This is a genomic window from Arthrobacter sp. GmRoot5-12 (genome assembly GCF_059739365.1).
In genome coordinates this window covers 2095272-2112814 of sequence record NZ_AP046056.1, presented here as the reverse complement: position 1 = coordinate 2112814, position 17543 = coordinate 2095272, and the positions used below count along the sequence as shown (strand labels likewise).

The following is a 17543-nucleotide window of genomic DNA, read 5'->3' as shown; positions in this document are numbered from 1 at the left end:
CACGGCCGGAGCGATAAATCCATCAATTTGTTATATTGCTGGATCCGGTTTCAACGCAGGACGATATCCACCGGGTTTGCCTCGGAGCGCCAGGCTCCTTCCTCCCCCGGACGCGGCCGGATCACCGGGGCCGTGAGGACGCCGGAGCGGTTGGTGCGGCGGTCACGGAGGATCTCGGTGACGGAGCCCAGGTGCCGGGACAGATCGATGACGTTTTCCGGGGCGGCCAGCAGCAGCTGGAACCCGAATTCGTGGAGGGCCTTGATGCCGGCGCCGGCGAATTCCTCGGAGGCGAGCACGAACGCTTCGTCCATCATCACGGTGCCGTAGGTGGTGAAGCCCTGCTCGGCGATCCCCAGCTGGTAGCTCAGGGCCGCGGCCATGATGAACGCGGTGAACCGCTGCCGCTCGCCGCCGGACATGGAACCGGTGTCTGCGTGCATGAAGACCTCGGTCTTCGTGCCGCCGCCCTTCTTTTTGCCAGCCGCCGGGCCGGTCACTTCCCGGTGCTCCTTGCACTGGATGAACAGGTGGCCGCGGACGTCGAGCACCTCCGCCCGCCACCGCCGGTCTTCCGGCGCCTGCGAGCCAAGCCTCTTGACCAGGGTCTCCAGGGACTTGTAGCGCGCGGTGAGCTCGGCGTCGTCAACGTCCGGCCCCTCCCCCCTGGCGGCGTCCGTCCTGGCCGGCCGAGCGTGGCGGGCCTTCAAGGCGTTCTGGATGGCGTCCTTGAACTGCTTGGCAGTGGGCGGCAGCGTCTGCTTGATATCCAGCTCCAAGTAACTGCCCTCATGGAAGTTCACCTGGGAGAGGATGCCGTTGAGGGGCAGGATGCGGCTGGTGATGGAGCGGCGTTCCTCGTCCAGCAGGTGCAGCAGGGTGCTGAAGGATTCGTGCGTGCGCTGGTTGAAGAACTGCCGGAACTCCGCCTCCTGCGCCGGCAGGCCGTCGTTGACGATGGCATGGTAGCGGGCTTCGAATTCGCTGGCCGCGCCGATGCTGGTGCCGTGGTCCGCCGAAATGGCGCTGCCCCACTCCCGGACGAAGCCTTCGAAAATCCGGGTGAGCCGCTCGGCTGTCCCTTGCCCCCGTGATTCAGCAGTGTGCAGTTCGCCCAGCAGGGTGGTCCGGACGCGGTTGGCAAGGTTGTCCAGCTCGTGCATTTCGGTAACGTCGCCGAATTCCGCAAAGTACGGTTCCAGCGCCGTCACGGTAGCGTCCGACGGCGGCGCCTGGGCCAGGCGGTCACGCGCCGCTTCCAGCAGTGAATCCGCAGCCGTGAGCTGGCGGTCCAATGCCTTGTATTCGCTTTGCAGGACGGCCGCGGACTCGGTGCTGGTCTGGTGCTTTTTCCGGACCTCCTCGATGGTGGCGCGCAGGGGCTCCAGGTCCGCCTGCGCGGCAAGTGCGTCCTTGAGCCGCTGCTCGATCCTGGTGAGCTCATCGGCAGCAACGGCCGCGGACACCTGTTGCCAGGGCCGGTCGTCTTCGGCAATCCGGCGCAGGGCGTCGAGCTGGCGGCTCATGCCCTGGTGCGAGTCCTCGCGGCTCTGCGCCAGTTCGGCGGCCTTGGCCACTTCCTGCCGGAGGTCCTCCACCTGGCCGGCCACGAGTTCCAGCTTGGCGGCATTGTCGAAGCCCAGGACGTAGTCCTGGCGGCTGGTGAAGCGGTCGTCCTTCTCCACCGTGTGGCGGTTCCGCTTGACCACGCCGCCCAGGCTCAGGCCCTTGTCCAGGGCTGCCAGCTCGTCCGGGTCCTCCACGCAGGGGTAGGCAAAGTCCAGCGTGATGCGCTCACGGACCCACCCGCCGGCTTCGGCCGCCGCGCCGGACTCGAGGATATCCAGCTTGGTGAGCAGGTCGCCGTCGCGCACGTCCTCCACAGCGAGCGCGCCGCCGGCGAGCGGCTTGGAGACGTCCACTGCCCGCAGCGCGCCGCGGACGTTGTGGTCATTCAGGTAGCGGGTGACGGCGCCGAAGTGCTCACCGGGCACCAGCAGGGTGGTGGCCAGGCTGCGGAGCGCACGCTCGGCAGCGGGGCGCCACCGTTCCTCGCCGTCTGCGAGGTCCATGAGCTCGCCGGCAAAGGGCATGCGGTCTTCCGCAATACCGGTGGCAGCGGCGATGGCGGCACGGTTTTCAATGCTCGACGGCGGCAGCAGGGACTTGCGCGTCTTCAACGACACGAGTTCCTGCTCGGCAGCCGCCAGCTCCCGCTTGCGGCTGGCGTGGGCGTCGAAGGCCTCGAACCGCAGCTCCTGCAGGGCCTGCGAATCATCCTTCAGCTCGGCCGACCGTGCCGCCGCCTGCTCGTGTGCCTGCTCCCAGCCGGCCGCGCTCCACTCAAGCTGCAGCCCGGCGTCGGCCAATGCCTGCTGCGCCGCCTCCTCCACCTGGCGCCGCAGCTTCAGGCCAACCCGGGCGTTCTCCAGCGACTGCTCAATCGCGGAAATCGCGTTGCCGCCCTGGTTGTTGTACTCGGTTTCCAGCTGCCGCAGTTCCTTGGCCAGGTTGTCGCGGACCGCACGCTCGGCGCCGAGTTCCTTCGCCTTCGCCTGCGCCAGCTCGCGGAAACGGACCAGCGTCTTCTGGTGCACGGTGACGGCGAGCTGCTGCCTGTACGCCTCGAACTCCCCACCCACCAGCTCCCGCAGCCGGTTCGCGTCCAGCAGCGACTGCGCATATTCGCGGTTCAGTCCCGGCACCGGCGCCAGCTGGTCGCGCTGCTGCCGGACATCCTCCAGCCGCTGGCGGATGGACATCAGGTTGCTGAACTCCTCCACCACGTCATCGGCGGCGGCAAGGGTTGCCGGGGCATCCAGCACCTGGTCGCGGAAGAAGGTGTTGACGCTGCCGCCCAGGCCCTTGCCGGCCTGGATGACGCGCAGCAGGGGCAGGGCCTGGTCCGAGTTGATCCCCAGCAGCCGGCGGAACCGCTCCGCGAACGCCTTGTGCACGTCGAAGACCTGGGCGTGCGGGAAGATCGCCTCAAGCGCGCCCTTGGTGAACCGTTTGTCGGCGATGCCCTCAACCGCCTCAAGGTCCAGGGGCACGTTGTCGATCAGGTAGAACCGGCCCACGCTGGACTCCGTGCCGTTCTTGGGCAGGTCGAACAGCGCCGACACCGTCACCCGCGTCCCGGCGGCGTTGTCGAAGGTCAGGGCGACGGCGGACCAGGTGGCACCCGGGCGCTGGAACGCACTCGCCGAGCCCTCCCCCACCGCCTTGTCCCCCACCTTGCCGCGCATGTACGTGAAGGTGGTCCGCTTGTCCTCCACGGCACCGCCCGACCGCTGCGCCGCCGCCTCGTTGGACCGCGGCCGCGCATCGAAGACCCGCAGCATCGCGTCGAACAGCGTGGATTTACCCACGCCCGAGTTACCGGTCAGCAGGGTTCCGTCCCGGTCAACGTGCATGGTGTGCGCTCCATGGAACGTCCCCCAGTTGACCACCTGCACCAACGCAAGCCGCATCTGGCCCGGGTTGGTGACATCCCCCAGCGGGAGCATGCTTGCGATGGTCACTGGTCATCCTCCTCGGACGTGGTTCCGTTCGTCTCCGCGGCGGCTGTGTCCTCCAGGTCCAGGAGCGGCTCCGTTCCTGATTGGTCAGCCGAGGCGGCTACGAGGGCTTCGATGTGGGCCGGGATGTCGCCGACGTTTTCGAACGGCAGGGCCAGGGGCATGGCGTTGGAGATGGTGTAGACGTCGTCCAGTCCGGTGGGGAGCAGGAGCTGGCGGGCCAGGAGCTTGGTGATGGCACGGGTGACCACATCGGAGTCGCGCAGGGCGTCCTGCTGGCCGGCGGGCTGGTAGTGCGCCACCAGGTCCGTGATCTCCTCGCGGGTGATGGTGGGGTCGGTCTGGGCCGTGACGTGCCGGTCCAGCAGCAGGCGGAGCCGGAGCAGCACAATGGTTTCCACCCGGCTGAGGGCACGCTGCTGGCGCAGGATGCTGGACCGGGCGCTGCCGCCGATGACGTCCGGGTCCACGGGGCGAAGGACCGCGATTTTCCGCTCGTGGTCCAGCTGCAGGGTCAGGAACAGCTCGGACAGGCGGCTGCGCAGGATCACCTGGTTGTCCAGCAGTACCGTCCAGAGCTTTTCGTCCCGGCCGCCGTCGATGTACGGGCCCTTCAACAGCTTCACCAGGGCCTGGCGCACTTTCATGGACAGGACGCCGGTATCGCCGGGGAACAGGGCAGCGCCGTCGACGAAGGTATCGCGCGGGGACACTGCGAAGGGGCGCTCAACGCCCGGTGCCGCCCCCGCCCCTTCGCCGCGCGGCTGGTCTTCGATCAGCTCTGGGCCCTCAGTGTTTGAAACTTCAGTCATGTGGATCCTTTGCGAGCGTAACCACGGGCAGGTAGGCCCTGCGGGTGGAGCCGTCTATCTGTTCGAAGTCCAGGCCATCCCAGGCGCTGCGGTTGAAGTCGGCCCCGGCGTGCAGGGCCTCGGACAGCAGCGCGCGGATGGTGTTGATGTGCTGCTCTTCTGGCGGCAGCTGCTGCCAGGCGTCGGCGAGCGTGGCAGCCCCAGCCATGGCGGACCGGACGACGTCGGGCCTGGCCTTGCCCGTCCGCGGCGAGCGCACCCGGTCCGAGTCGGTAAACGCGATGGGATCGGCCAGCCTGGGTGGTGCCGCGAACTCGTCGGGGTCGAAGAGCTTCACCATGGACAGTGACTCAAACCCTGCGTTGTACAGGACGGGGCCGGGAACCAGGCCGGGCCGTTCACGCTCGTACGGGAGTGAACGGATGGCCTGTTCTGCCTCACGCAGGACCTTCCGGAGCCGGACCGACTGGCGGAAGTCGTCGCTCTGGACGTACGTGTTCAGGCTTTCGCTGAGCTTGCCGTAGATGCGCTGGATCTGGCTGTGCTGCTGCCGGAGCTCGGCCACCAGGTTCTTCAGTGTCTCCCGGTCGTCAGGTGACAGGTCATCCGCGAACTGGCGGCTCAGGACCTCCCCAATCGCGGACCGGAACCGCAATTGCTGCTGCGGGTCCTCCAGGAAGGCGGTAAAGGACCGGAACGTCCTGCCCTCCGGGCTTTGGCGGAGCCGCTTGTCCGCCTCCAGGACCTGGGCCATGGTGGCGCCCTTGGTCAGCGACTCCTCGATGATCTGGTTGCGCAGTCCGCCCACCAGTTCCTCGATCCGGTCGCGCATCTTTTTGTAGTCCGCGGGCAAACTGGCGGCCAGGTCCAGGATGTTTCCGGCGGCCTCCACGGCCTCGTCGTCGTCAAGCAGGCCGTCGAAGTCGCCCGTGCTGATGTCCTGGATCAGCTGCTGCCGCTCTTCGATTTCCTCTTCCAGGGCTTCGAGGCGCGCACTTTGGTCCGGGTTGGTCTCGTTGGCGAGCTTTTCCACGTCCCCCAGCAGGGTGCCCAGCCGGGAACCGTTCAACGTGGACCGCTCGCTGGAAAGGCTGTCAAGGAAGGCGAGCACGCGTGCTGCAGGCTCGGTGGCCTCGTAGACGATCTGGCCTGACTGGTTCCGCCGGGTCAGGAACTGCCGCCGGGTCCACTCATCCCCGAACGCCTTTCCGCTGGCCCCTCCGCCCAGGCCCGGATCCTGGCGCCGGAGCTCCTCAAGGAAGGAGTCGACGTCGGCATGGAATTCCTCGAGCGGCACCTGCGGCCGGGTGCGGGTGAAGGAAGCCTGGAGCACGGCGATCACCCAGGGCGCCGAACGCGTCAGTGCCCACGCGGGCCCCTTGGTGAGGAGTTCGAGGTCCCGGAGCCGGGCGCTGATGGCGTCAGCGGATGACCTGGCGGAGCGGGGCACGCACTCTCCTTGGACTGTTGAACGGGGGCTGAACGGGGACCGGGCAGGGGCGGCACGCAGGGGACGAACCGGAAAACTGCCAACTACAAGGTTAACGCAGCCGCCGCGACCGCTCCGTGACCTACCTGCCGGTAGCATTTCGATCCCATATCAACAGGCTCCCCCGCCCGTGCCGGGTCTGGCTGGCCGCGCAGCTGTCCCCCTACGCTTCTGCTACTGGTCTTCGCCACCGCAGTCTTATGCAAAGCAACGTCGCAGCAGGGGGATTCATGCAGTTCGATCTAAGCTCAGTGGAAACAGCCACCTTGGTCTTCATCGGGACGCTGGTGTTCGGCGCAGTCCTGGCCGCATTCGTCCTCTCGGTGGGGCTGGTTGCCCTGGTGCTGCTGGGGGTGGGCAAGCTCACCTGGATGGTGGTGGCCAATACGCTCCTGGCGGTGGTCCACGGGATCAACTCCGGCTGGGACCGGCTGGTCCACCGGGCCTCCACCGTGGAACTGCCCGGCGATTTCCAGGCGCAGCCATCCCCTAGCACCGGAACCTACCCGCGGGTAATCTTGAGGGACAGCTGAAGGGTTCTCCAACCCGGCGGATCCATGGCTACACCGGCCATTCCGGCCAAGGAGATAACCCATGACCTCCGCAACTGACAGCCAGGCCAAAGACGCCCCGGCTGAAGAAACCCCCGTCCCCGCCGGCAACATCGGCGCCGGAGCCACCGCCGAAGATGCCCGGGCCGTTGCCGAAGCCGCCCGTGAATCCGACTGGGACCGTCCCAGCTTCGCCAAGGGCCTCTATTTGGGCAGTTTCGACCTGGGCCTGGTCCATCCCTGGCCGGCTGCCGACCCCGCTTCCGTGGACAAGGGCGGGGCATTCATGGCCCGCCTCACGGAGTTCGCCAAAACCATGTCCGGGCGGGTCATTGAACGGGAAGCGAAGATTCCGGACGAATACATCAAGGACCTGGCTGCCCTGGGCGTCTTCGGGATGAAAATCCCGGAGGAATACGGCGGCCTGGGCCTCTCCCTGGTCTATTACGGCAGGGCCCTTGCCCTGCTGGGCAGCGTGCACCCCAGCCTGGGCGCCCTCATCTCCGCCCATCAGTCCATCGGCGTGCCCGAGCCGGTCAAGGTGTTCGGCACGCCCGAACAGAAGCGTGAGTACCTGCCGCGGTGCGCTGCCGGCGCCGTCACTGCTTTCCTCCTCACCGAACCGGACGTGGGCAGCGATCCCGCCCGGCTGGGCAGCACGGCAACTCCCACGGACGACGGCGACGCGTACCTTTTGGACGGCGTGAAACTTTGGACCACCAACGGGGTGATCGCGGAACTGGTGGTGGTCATGGCAGTTGTCCCGGCGCACACCGATCCGGACGGCACCAGGCACAAGGGCGGCATCAGCGCGTTCGTGGTGGAAATGGACTCGCCGGGCATCACGGTGGAAAACCGCAATGCCTTCATGGGCCTGCGCGGCATCGAGAACGGGGTTACCCGGTTCCACCAGGTGCGGGTGCCGGCCGCCAACCGGCTGGGCCGGGAGGGCCAGGGACTGAAGATCGCGCTGACCACGCTCAACACCGGCCGCCTGGCGCTTCCGGCGCTGTGCGTGGCGTCCGGGCGCTGGAGCCTGAAGATTGCCCGTGAATGGTCCAACGCCCGCACCCAGTGGGGCAGGCCCGTGGGTGAACATGAGGCAGTCGGCAAGAAGATCGCCTTCATCGCGGCCACGGCTTTTGCCCTGGATGCCGTGTTCGAACTCTCCGCAGAACTTGCCGATGCCGGGCAGAAGGATGTCCGGATCGAGGCCGCGCTCGCAAAGCTCTGGGCCACGGAAATCAGCTGCCGGATCGCGGACGAACTGGTCCAGATCCGCGGCGGACGGGGGTTTGAGACCGCTGAATCACTGGCCGCGCGCGGTGAACGTGCCGTAGCGGCGGAGCAGCAGCTGCGGGACATGCGGATCAACCGGATCTTCGAGGGGTCCTCCGAAATCATGCGGCTGCTGATTGCGCGCGAGGCGGTGGATGCGCACCTGGCTGCCGCCGGCGACCTTGCTTCGCTGGATGCGAGCATGGCGGACAAAGCGAAGGCCGCCGTCGGCGCCTCCGGCTTCTATGCAAAGTGGCTGCCCAAGCTGGTGGCCGGCGCCGGCATGGACCCCCGCTCCTACGGGGAGTTCGGCAGGCTGGCCAAACACCTCCGGTTCGTTGAACGGTCGTCGCGCCGGCTGGCCCGGCAGACCTTCTATGGCATGGGCCGGTGGCAGGCCAAGCTGGAGCGGAAGCAGGCGTTCCTGGGCCGAGTGGTGGATATCGGCGCCGAACTGTTCGCCATGACTGCATGCTGCTCCCGTGCAGAGATGCTGCTGAAAACCGCCCCGGAAAAGGCTGCCGGCGCCTACGAGCTTGCCGACGCCTACTGCGAGCAGGCCAGGGTGCGGGTGGACGAGTACTTCGACCAGCTGTGGCGGAACACCGACGATGCCGACCGGGCGTTGACGCGGAAGGTCCTCGCCGGTGACTACCTATGGCTTGAGGCAGGGGTCCTGGACCAGTCCGAAGGCACCGGCCCGTGGATCGCCGATGCCTCGCCGGGCCCATCCAGGAAGGAGGACCTGCACCGGAAATACCGGTAAAGCCGCAGGTCACAAAATAGTAAGCACGCTTGCTATCACCCGGGGCGGGTGGTTGAGTTGAGCCATGAGCAGCTCAACGGAACCAGAGAACCTGCCTCCCCGGCGTGCCCGGGAGGACGAAACCACCCGCAGCGGAAGCTACCGGGAGGCAGCCGCAGACGATGCCGCCACGCGCTCGATGGACCAGGCGCCGGCCGGCCAGCGGGAGCGGGACTACACCCGCGCCCCCGCCGCGGAGCGCGAATACCAGCCTGCCCCCACCAGGGCCACACCCGTGGTGGAACCGGTGGCAGACCCAACGCTTGCGAACCGGGAAACCGCCGTCGCGCGCCAGAAGGAGCGGTTTGGCGGCATCAAAGTGGGCTCGGCCTTCTTCGGCTGGCTGACCGCCACCGGGATGGCCGTGCTCCTCACCGCACTGGTGGCAGCCGCCGGAACCGCCGTGGGCCTGGCCAGCAACACCGACGTCAACGAGGCCGTGAACCAGGCGGCGCAGAACAGCGGCACGGTTGGCCTGGTGGGCATCATCGTGCTGCTGGTGATCCTCTTCCTCTCCTACTACTGCGGCGGCTACGTGGCCGGGCGGATGGCCCGCTTCAACGGCCTCAAGCAGGGACTCATGGTCTGGATCTGGGCGCTGATCGCAGCCGTTGTGGTGGCCATCCTGGGCCTGGTGGCCGGGCAACAGTTCAACGTCCTGGCCAACCTGAACAGCTTCCCGCGGATCCCAATCAACGAGGGGCAGCTGACCACCACCAGCATCATCGCCGCGATCGTGGTGGCGGTAGTCGCCCTTGTCGGCGCGCTGCTGGGCGGCCTGGCGGGCATGCGGTTCCACCGGAAGGTCGACCGCGCCGGCTTCACCCCGGACAGCGAGTTTTACGACGACGGGGAGTAGTCAGGCGAGGATGTCACCGTCCACATACAGCCACCGGCCATCCTCCCGGACAAACCTGCTGTTCTCGTGCAGGACCCCGCGTTCCCGGTTCTGCCGGTAGTAGGCCTTGAATTCGACGGTCCCTTCGGTATCGAAGGGACCGCCGTTGCTGGTGGACACAATGTCCAGGCGGCGCCATTCCATGGCCGTGTCCAGGTCCAGGCTGGCCGGTGCGGTGGACGGATGGTGGGTGCGCAGCAGGTAGTCCTCATCCAGCCGGACGAACGCACTATAGCGTGACCGCATCAGCTGTTCGGCAGTGGCTGCAGATGCGCGGCCGGAAAGGAACCTGCCGCAACATTCGGCGTACGGCTCCCCGGACAGGCACGTGCAGTTCGCGGACTCCATCGATTCGGTCATCCGGTGATGCTGCCATATCCGGTAACAGCTTCGCTACAACCTCGAACCGTGCCGGGCAGGCGGCGGCATCGCCTGATAAAAATCCGTATGGTGGAGAAGGAGCCTGCCGCCGGCCGTGAGTGCCGGGGCGGCCCAGGATGTTGATTGGAGAGGAGAGAAGACGTGGAGAACCCGGACACTCTCGTCCTCAACCTGACATTCCTGGGCACGGTGGGCGTTGCCCTCCTTATGTTTCTGGTCCTCTTCCTGCTGGGCGTTATCACCTTGGTGCTCGCGGGCCTGGGCCGGTTTGCCGCCCTTGTGCTGATGGCCTTGTTCGGGCGCGTTCCCGGCAGGAGGGATTCTCCCGGTACCGCCGGCGCCCCCGTGAATCCGGACCAAGCCCGCAGGCCGCTCCGGGCTCGGGCCTCCGCACTCAAGCCGGACCGGCTGAAAAAGTCGCTCCGCACCGCCGTCGAACGCCATCCCAAGCTTGCCGCCGCCCGCCATGAACCCCCGGTCCTCGCTGAGGACTGGGCCTCCGCGGTCGCCGAGGCCGACAAGCGCGCCCAGGCCAGGACGCGCGCCGCGGCGCCCGAAATCAAACTGTCGGTACGGGACCTTCCAGACCCGGCCGTCCCTGCCGACAAGGTGTCCGAGGTCGCCCCGCTGGTGGAGTCCGCCCTGCACAACCACCGGCCGCCGCATGAGCTGCCCAGGTCCTTCAAGAAGCCCCAGCCGCCTCATCCGGTACCGCCGCTGGATACCGGGTCCCTGGTTTCCATAGCCGGCCCGCAGCAGGTGCTCAAGGAGAAGGCGCAGGATCCGCGCCCCCAGCCGTAAGGGAGAAACGGCCAAGCCCTTACCCTGAGCAACCATCTGGGTTAGCGTGAACATATGGAATTCAGATACCTCGGAAACAGCGGCTTCAAAGTCTCGGAAATCACGTTCGGCAACTGGCTGACGCACGGCTCGCAGGTGGAAAACGACGTTGCCACCCAGTGCGTGCGGGCTGCCCTCGACGCCGGCATCAGCACCTTCGATACCGCCGACGTCTACGCCAACACAGCCGCGGAAACCGTCCTGGGCCAGGCCCTGAAGGACGAGCGCCGCGAGTCCCTGGAAATCTTCACCAAAGTCTTTGGCCCCACCGGACCCAAGGGCAAGAACGATCTTGGCCTGTCCCGCAAACACATCATGGAGTCCATCAATGGCTCGCTGCGGAGGCTGCAAACGGACTACGTGGACCTCTACCAGGCCCACCGCTATGACTTCGAAACGCCGCTGGAAGAAACCATGCAGGCCTTCGCGGACATCGTCCGGCAGGGCAAGGCGCTGTACATCGGCGTGAGCGAGTGGACCGCGGACCAGCTCCGGGAGGGCCACAAACTGTCCAAAGAGCTTGGCTTCCAGCTCATCTCCAACCAGCCGCAGTACTCCATGCTGTGGCGCGTGATCGAAGCCGAGGTGGTCCCGGCGTCGGAGGAACTGGGGGTCTCCCAGATTGTCTGGTCGCCCATGGCCCAGGGCGTCCTCAGCGGCAAGTACCAGCCCGGCCAGCCCGCTCCGGAGGGCAGCCGCGCCACGGATGAAAAGGGCGGCGCCAAGATGATCCAGCGCTGGATGCGCGACGACGTCCTGGCAGCCGTGCAGGAACTGAAGCCGATCGCCCAGGAAGCGGGCCTCTCCATGCCGCAGCTGGCTGTGGCATGGGTGCTGCAGAACCCCAACGTTGCGTCAGCCATCGTGGGTGCCTCGCGGCCCGAGCAGATTGCCGACAGCGTGGGCGCAGCCGGCGTGAAGCTGGAGGCGGAGGTCCTCAAGAAGATCGACGACGCCGTCGGTGGCCTTGCTGAAAGGGACCCCGCACAGACCAAGTCGCCGGCCACGCGGGAAGCGTAAGTGGCGTCCCCGTCGGAACTGTCCCCGTCAGAGCTCCCGGAGCTTGCGGTCACCGGGGCCACCGGAGGCCTGGGCGGAATGCTGGCGCGGCAGCTTGCCGCCTCCGGCTTCGCCCAGCGCCTGCTGGTGCGCGATGCCACACGGGCGCCACAGCTGGATGACGCTCATCCCGTGGTGTGTTCCTACGGGGACGGCGCTGCCTCCCGGCGCGCCCTGGAGGGGGCGAAAATCCTCTTCATGGTGTCCGCCGCGGAGGCCGAAGACAGGCTGCAGCAGCACTACGCATTTGTGGACGCCGCTGCTGATGCCGGAGTGGAGCACGTGGTGTACACGTCCTTTTACCGTGCCGCGCCGGACGCCACCTTCACCCTGGCCAGGGACCATCACGCCACGGAGGAGCGGATCAGGGCGTCCGGGATGCAATACACCTTCCTGCGGGACAACTTCTACCTCGACTTCCTGCCGCTGCTGGCCGGGGAGGACGGCGTGATCCGCGGGCCTGCCGGCGACGGCGTGTTCTCGGGCGTGGCCCGGGAGGATGTTGCCCGCTGCGCCCATGCGGTCCTGCGGGATCCGGCCATCCACAAGGGCAAGACCTATGACCTGACCGGTCCGGAGGAACTGACCCTGGCACAGGCGGCGGAGGTGCTGAGCACCGGGACCGGGCGCACCATCAGCTACCACCCCGAGACGGTGGAGGTAGCCTATGCGTCCCGGGCCTCCTACGGTGTGCCGCAGTGGCAGCTGGACGCCTGGGTCAGCACCTACACGGCGATGGCCGCCGGTGAGATGGCGGGGCTCTCGCCGGACGTCCATGGGCTGACCGGCCAGGACCCCATGAGCCTTGCCGAGTTCCTGACGCGGCCGGTGCTGTAGCGGGCTGTTTTATGCGTTGACGGGCGGGTGGACCCGGCGTAGACCTGTGGCGGGGACCTTTTACTCCGCCAAGCAGGGTTACTACGCCAAGCAGAATCGCACCGCCATGAATCACAGCAACCAGCAGTCCATTGGCCAGGAGCCGGCGGCAGGGCAGGCGCCGGTACTGTCCCCGGCCGCGCAGCCCGTGTCAGGTCCACTGACGCGTGAGGAGCTGCAGCTCGCCGCCCGGAACCATTCCTTGCCGCTGGAGGCGCTCCGCCGCGACGTCACGCCGCCGGGGCTTCACTACGTGTTGACCCACTTCGACATTCCAGACCTTGATGCTTCGTCCTGGCATCTGCGGATCGGCGGCGCAGTGGAACGTGCCCTGGAGCTGGGAATGGCGGCACTTCGCAGGGATCCGGCCATCACCGTCCCGGTCACCCTCGAGTGCGCGGGCAACGGCCGCTCGCTCCTGGAACCGCGGCCCCTGAGCCAGCCCTGGGTGCTGGAGGCGGTGGGCACGGCGCACTGGACCGGGGTGCCGCTGGCGTACCTCCTGGGCAAGGCGGGGGTGCTGCCGGACGCGGTGGAGGTGGTCTTCACCGGAGCCGATGCCGGGGTTCAGGGCGGCGTCCCCCAGCAGTACGCGCGGAGCCTGCCGATCCGTGAAGCGCTGCGTCCCGACGTCGTTCTTGCCTACAAGATGAACGGCACCGACCTTCCGCCGCAGCATGGGTACCCGCTGCGGCTGGTGGTGCCGGGCTGGTACGGCATGGCCAGCGTGAAGTGGCTGCAGTCCATCGACGTGGTCCGGGCGCCGTTCACCGGGTTCCAGCAGCAGTCCGCCTACCGCTACCAGAGTTCCGCGGACGACGCCGGCAGGCCGGTCACGCGGATCAGGGTGCGTTCGTTGATGGTTCCGCCGGGCGTTCCGGACTTCTTCACCCGGCAACGGTTCCTTCGCCCGGGCCCGGTCATGCTGGAAGGCAGGGCCTGGTCAGGGGAAGGCGCCGTGACCGCCGTCGAGGTGGGGATTGACGGCACCTGGCTGCCGGCCCATCTGGACAAGCCGTCCGGCGGATTCGCGTGGCGGAGGTGGAGCCTGCCCTGGGTGGCCGACCCCGGCGAGCACGTCCTGGCCTGCCGCGCCACGGACGTCACTGGTGCCACCCAGCCCCTGGAGCAGAACTGGAACTACCAGGGGATGGGCAACAACATGGTGCAGCGGGTCAGCGTGACGGTGGAGTCAAATTAGTCCTGCGTGCAAGGGTACGGCCGGTCAGGGTTACCGGGCATCACAGCAGGCTGGCCGGTGCCATGACCAGCGCGACCAGGGCCGTGATGGAGAGTCCCACAACAATCGGCCCTGCCACAAGCATCCACGTCGTGGCCCGGTAGCGGCGGTAGCCCCTGCCCCGCAGCCTTGCCGTCCACAAGGCTCCGTAGGCAATGCTGGCCACCACGTACGGGACGCCCAGGGCGGGCAGCGCCAATCCAATCCAGATGGTCGCCTGCAGGACTGCCGAAGTGCCGCCGGCATACATGTCCCCGGCTCTTGACGTGCCCATCATGAGCAGGAGCAGCAGAAGCAGCAACAAAATCGCGGCCAGGACCAGCAGGACCGTCCGGAACGTCCCCGCCCATGCAGGCAACGCAGGCCTTTGTGATGAATCCGGACAGGCTCTGGGGTCCTGGTGCTGGTGAGGGCGGTAGGGCTCCACGTTTCTCTCTTCCTGGCAGGTGCTCCAAGTCTTGCACGAGGCGCGGGACGGCACGACGCGGCCGCGGCTATACTCGGTGCCAACCATGACCAGCCTCCCCTCCTCCCCCGCCAGTGTCCGAATCGATGCCTGGCTGTGGGCCATTCGCGCCTATAAGACGCGGTCCGCCGCCACGGCAGCCTGCCGCGCCGGGCATGTCCGCCTCAACGGCAGCCCTTCCAAGGCATCAGCCACCCTCGTCACCGGTGATACCGTGACCGTCCGCATGCCGGGATACGAGCGCATCCTGGAGGTTCGGCGGCTGATCGCCAAACGTGTGGGAGCCGAGGCGGCATCGCACTGCTTTACCGACCACACTCCCCCGCGGCCAGTCCTGCCGGCACTTGGCCTGCCGCAACGGGACCGGGGCGCCGGGCGGCCCACCAAGAAGGACCGTCGCGAGATGGAGCGTTTGCGCGGCCCTGCGTGAGGAGCGTGCTGCAAAGGTCAACCGCCAGACTTGGTGCGCGCCTGCACGAGGTTAGCGAACGGCAACCGGCCGAATTCCGCCACGAAAGCTGAATGGCAGGCCGCTTCTGCGTCATTCAGTTGTTCCGCCGGGAGTTCTTTCCACGCAATGGCCAGTGATCCAGCATTGGCCAGCTGCCAGATCGCCCGCCCATCCCAGTGCCCGGGGGGCTTTCCTTGCCCGAAGTCCACAAACTCCTGGATCTGACGTCGCAGCCCCCGGTTACCTTTGCTTCCCGGCCCGGCCTTTCCGACATAGAGAACGACGGCGCCCTCTACCCACTCGGCGGTCAGAGCGGCGGCGGAGAGGGACGGTTCCTTCTTCTTGAAGACTCCTGCTGTGCTTTTCGTGAGGAAGCGCGGCTGGAAACCTTCCGGAGCCACGACGGTGAAGAGGCCTGTTGCCTGCGGGATCCTCATGGTCTCGAGATCCTGGATGGGCCGGAAGCCAGCGAAACCTTCGGCCTTCAGGCCCTTCCTGGTGAACTGCATAATCCATTGAACAGCATGTCCTCGGACGCTCACTGTTGCAGCCTGCCGTTTTCCACATAGGGCTTTTGGGTGGCTGTCGTTGTCGGACCCTGGTGGAAGACTTTGGTCATGGAAGCGGTTGGTGGGATGGCGGCAGTGCTTGGGGCGGAGCCTCGGGGGCTGTTGGCTGCTGGTCCGCCGCATCGCACGTTTGCTGTTACGGGTGTCAAGGATGGGCTTCCGTTCCCGCCTGCTGCGCCTTCGATTGGTGATGTCTTGAAGCTGCTCGCTTCTGTTCCGCTGGCTGCCGACAGCGCGGGGATGATCGACCAGATGCGTGGGCTGGAGGATTTGAAGTGCCTTGCCGGTGCCCGTCAGGCCGATACCGCGGTGGCGTTTGATCTACAGCAGCGGGGTGAGCAGGCCGCCGCCGGGGTCCCGGCTCATGAGCAGGGTGCCGGGGTCGCGGCGCAGCTCGCGTTGGCCCGGCGGGAATCCCCGGCCAGGGGGTCCCGGTTGCTCGGCCTGGCCAGAACCCTTCCCAGGATGCCGCGCACGTTCGCGGCGTTCCGGGCGGGCCGGCTGAATGAATGGCAGGCAACCCTGATCGTGAAGGAAACCATCTGTCTGTCAGCGGAGGACCGGGCCGGGGTGGATGAGGCACTCCCGCTGACACCGGCACCCTGGACGGCGCCGGCGACAAGGCCATCATTGCCGCGGTCCGGGCCGCCGCGTACCGGCGGGACCCGGCAGCGGTCGCCAAACGGGCCGCCCGTGCGGTCACGGAACGGACGGTGAGCCTGCGGCCGGCCCCGGACACCATGGCCTACCTGACCGCGCTGCTGTCCGTCGCCCAGGCCGTGGCCGCCTACGCCGCGTTGTCCCGCGAGGCGGATACGGTGCGTTCGGCCGGGAATGGGCGCTCCCGGGGGCAGGTCATGGCTGACGCCCTCGTCGAACGCGTCACCGGGACCCCTGGAGGCGTCAGCGGGGTCGAGATCCAGCTCGTGATGACCGACCGGACCTTCCTCCAGGGTGATGCCGAACCCGCACGGCTCCCCGGCTACGGCACCATCCCCGCCGCCTGGGCCCGGAACGTCGCCCTCACCGGCGCCGGCCACACCGAACCCAGCCTGTGGGTCCGCCGGCTTTACACCGCCCCCGGCAGCGGGGATCTGGTGGGCATGGATTCCAGGGCCCGGCTGTTCCCGGCGGGGTTGAAACGCTTCCTGCAGATCCGGGACGATACCTGCCGCACCCCGTACTGCGACGCCCCGATCCGGCACCACGACCACATCGCCGCCTGGCACGATGGCGGCTCCACGAGCGCCGGCAACGGCCAGGGCCTCTGCGAAGCCTGCAACCACACCAAGGAAACCCCCGGCTGGACCGCCCAAAAGGTGCCCGGCCCGCGGCATACAGTGGCAACCACCACCCCCACCGGCCACACCTACCATTCCACCGCACCACCACCACCGCACCACCACCACCCGGAACGCCACACCCCTGCTCGCCCGCCGGCAGGAGCACGATCACGCAACTCCCACGAAGAGTGGCTGGCGTTCGCGCATGAGGCCCCCTGACGTCGTCATTTACTCCCACAGCCCGGCCGGCCCAAATTTGGTGTGCCCACCCCTCCCCGCAAAAGCGTAGAGTGGCATAGGACGCCTGATTCTGGACGCCTCGCTGCAAAGGGAGAAATCGTGACGATTGATTGGGACGAAAAAAAGGCCCTGCTACAGGAACCAAATATCGCGAAGGTAACCCAGCTTTGCGATGAGCTGATGGAAAAGAAGCCCGGTTCCGTCGTCCCCTATATCGACCCCGTCCACGACGAAGACGAGTGCAGGATCATCAGCCTTCAGGCGAGCCCCGGCAAGGGGACGGAGTCCGGATTCGTCTCCCACAACAACGACGACGAAGCGGCCCGCCGAGCCACCCAGATCTACGAGCTCGCTGAACTGGATCCGCGCTACGTCATGCCGTGGAACGCCTACCCGTGGGTCCGCGAGAGTGGCAGCCCATCGGCCCTGAGTGTCCAGGAAAAGACCGACGGCCTGCGTCCTTTCCGGCAGTTCCTCAAAATCAATTCCCGCGTTTCGGCGATCATCGCGCACGGCACGGACGCCTCCACGTTCCTGACCCTGTTCGAGAAGACCTACCATTCATCGCTGAAGAACGCCGGCATCAAAATCTACAAGGCCTCTGCCCTCGGCGGCAGGGCCTTTGCTGTTTCCGAAGCCAAGCAGGAAGAACTGCTGGCCAAGAGCGTGGACACCTACCGTGATGCCATGCAGCGGGCAGGCATCCAGCACCTTTAGCGGACGGTTTCCCAGCTTTCTTCCAGCCGCGCAGGCGCATACTCGTAGGTACCCTGACCGGCGAGAG

Annotated in this window: 15 protein-coding genes and 1 pseudogene; 10 read left to right on the top strand and 6 right to left on the bottom strand. The window is 67.1% G+C overall.

Annotation, left to right across the window (positions count from 1 at the left end; all coding sequences use genetic code 11):
- Window positions 1-50: 50 nt before the first annotated feature.
- From AC6JAM_RS09705 to AC6JAM_RS09695, 3 genes are read right to left on the bottom strand one after another with little or no spacing between them, the layout of a single operon-like run.
- Window positions 51-3524, bottom strand: a complete 3474-nt coding sequence (locus AC6JAM_RS09705) for an ATP-binding protein (RefSeq protein ID WP_497934543.1) — start codon at window positions 3522-3524, stop codon at window positions 51-53.
- The gene (locus tag AC6JAM_RS09700) at window positions 3521-4333 is read right to left on the bottom strand and encodes a DUF4194 domain-containing protein (protein ID WP_497934542.1); all 813 of its coding nucleotides are present in this window, start codon (window positions 4331-4333) and stop codon (window positions 3521-3523) included. The genes AC6JAM_RS09705 and AC6JAM_RS09700 overlap by 4 nt, the downstream gene beginning before the upstream one ends.
- Window positions 4326-5783, bottom strand: a complete 1458-nt coding sequence (locus AC6JAM_RS09695; protein WP_268002180.1) for a DUF3375 family protein — start codon at window positions 5781-5783, stop codon at window positions 4326-4328. The genes AC6JAM_RS09700 and AC6JAM_RS09695 overlap by 8 nt, the downstream gene beginning before the upstream one ends.
- A 269-nt stretch (window positions 5784-6052) precedes the next feature.
- Here AC6JAM_RS09695 and AC6JAM_RS09690 point away from each other — a divergent pair, with 269 nt between their 5' ends.
- The 3 genes from AC6JAM_RS09690 to AC6JAM_RS09680 all read left to right on the top strand — a co-directional run bounded on the left by AC6JAM_RS09690 (window position 6053) and on the right by AC6JAM_RS09680 (window position 9315).
- Window positions 6053-6355, top strand: a complete 303-nt coding sequence (locus tag AC6JAM_RS09690; protein ID WP_497934541.1) for a hypothetical protein — start codon at window positions 6053-6055, stop codon at window positions 6353-6355.
- A 61-nt stretch (window positions 6356-6416) separates the two neighbouring features.
- On the top strand, window positions 6417-8417 hold the full coding sequence (locus tag AC6JAM_RS09685; protein ID WP_497934540.1) for an acyl-CoA dehydrogenase family protein: 2001 nt from the start codon (window positions 6417-6419) through the stop codon (window positions 8415-8417).
- A gap of 64 nt (window positions 8418-8481) precedes the next feature.
- Window positions 8482-9315, top strand: coding sequence for a TIGR04086 family membrane protein (locus AC6JAM_RS09680; RefSeq protein ID WP_134164926.1), 834 nt, complete (start codon window positions 8482-8484; stop codon window positions 9313-9315).
- Here AC6JAM_RS09680 and AC6JAM_RS09675 read toward each other — a convergent pair whose 3' ends face one another.
- Window positions 9316-9714: a YchJ family protein gene (locus tag AC6JAM_RS09675; RefSeq protein ID WP_497934539.1), complete on the bottom strand. Its 399-nt coding sequence runs from the start codon at window positions 9712-9714 to the stop codon at window positions 9316-9318.
- A 162-nt stretch (window positions 9715-9876) separates the two neighbouring features.
- Here AC6JAM_RS09675 and AC6JAM_RS09670 point away from each other — a divergent pair, with 162 nt between their 5' ends.
- The 4 genes from AC6JAM_RS09670 (at window position 9877) to AC6JAM_RS09655 (ending at window position 13711) form a co-directional block, all read left to right on the top strand.
- Window positions 9877-10536, top strand: a complete 660-nt coding sequence (locus tag AC6JAM_RS09670; protein WP_497934538.1) for a hypothetical protein — start codon at window positions 9877-9879, stop codon at window positions 10534-10536.
- Between the two features lie 54 nt (window positions 10537-10590).
- Window positions 10591-11595 (top strand): aldo/keto reductase family protein, encoded by a 1005-nt coding sequence (locus AC6JAM_RS09665; protein ID WP_018771927.1) that lies wholly within the window; start codon window positions 10591-10593, stop codon window positions 11593-11595.
- Window positions 11596-12471: an SDR family oxidoreductase gene (locus tag AC6JAM_RS09660; RefSeq protein WP_497934537.1), complete on the top strand. Its 876-nt coding sequence runs from the start codon at window positions 11596-11598 to the stop codon at window positions 12469-12471.
- Window positions 12472-12577: 106 nt separating this feature from the next.
- Window positions 12578-13711, top strand: coding sequence for a sulfite oxidase (locus tag AC6JAM_RS09655; RefSeq protein WP_497934536.1), 1134 nt, complete (start codon window positions 12578-12580; stop codon window positions 13709-13711).
- Between the two features lie 40 nt (window positions 13712-13751).
- Here the strand turns inward: AC6JAM_RS09655 and AC6JAM_RS09650 are convergent, their stop codons facing one another.
- Complete coding sequence (locus AC6JAM_RS09650) at window positions 13752-14108, bottom strand: hypothetical protein (RefSeq protein ID WP_497934535.1); 357 nt, start codon at window positions 14106-14108, stop codon at window positions 13752-13754.
- Window positions 14109-14262: 154 nt separating this feature from the next.
- Between AC6JAM_RS09650 and AC6JAM_RS09645 the strand changes: the two genes are divergently transcribed.
- Window positions 14263-14646 (top strand): RNA-binding S4 domain-containing protein, encoded by a 384-nt coding sequence (locus tag AC6JAM_RS09645; RefSeq protein ID WP_018771931.1) that lies wholly within the window; start codon window positions 14263-14265, stop codon window positions 14644-14646.
- Between the two features lie 17 nt (window positions 14647-14663).
- On the opposite strand, the gene AC6JAM_RS09640 is transcribed toward AC6JAM_RS09645, so the two are convergent.
- The gene (locus tag AC6JAM_RS09640) at window positions 14664-15176 is read right to left on the bottom strand and encodes a hypothetical protein (protein ID WP_134164923.1); all 513 of its coding nucleotides are present in this window, start codon (window positions 15174-15176) and stop codon (window positions 14664-14666) included.
- Between the two features lie 300 nt (window positions 15177-15476).
- Between AC6JAM_RS09640 and AC6JAM_RS09635 the strand changes: the two are divergent.
- Together AC6JAM_RS09635 and AC6JAM_RS09630 are read left to right on the top strand one after the other, a co-directional pair.
- Window positions 15477-16738: pseudogene (locus tag AC6JAM_RS09635) on the top strand (HNH endonuclease).
- Between the two features lie 120 nt (window positions 16739-16858).
- The gene (locus AC6JAM_RS09630) at window positions 16859-17476 is read left to right on the top strand and encodes a uracil-DNA glycosylase family protein (protein WP_018771934.1); all 618 of its coding nucleotides are present in this window, start codon (window positions 16859-16861) and stop codon (window positions 17474-17476) included.
- The last annotated feature ends 67 nt before the right edge of the window (window positions 17477-17543 follow it).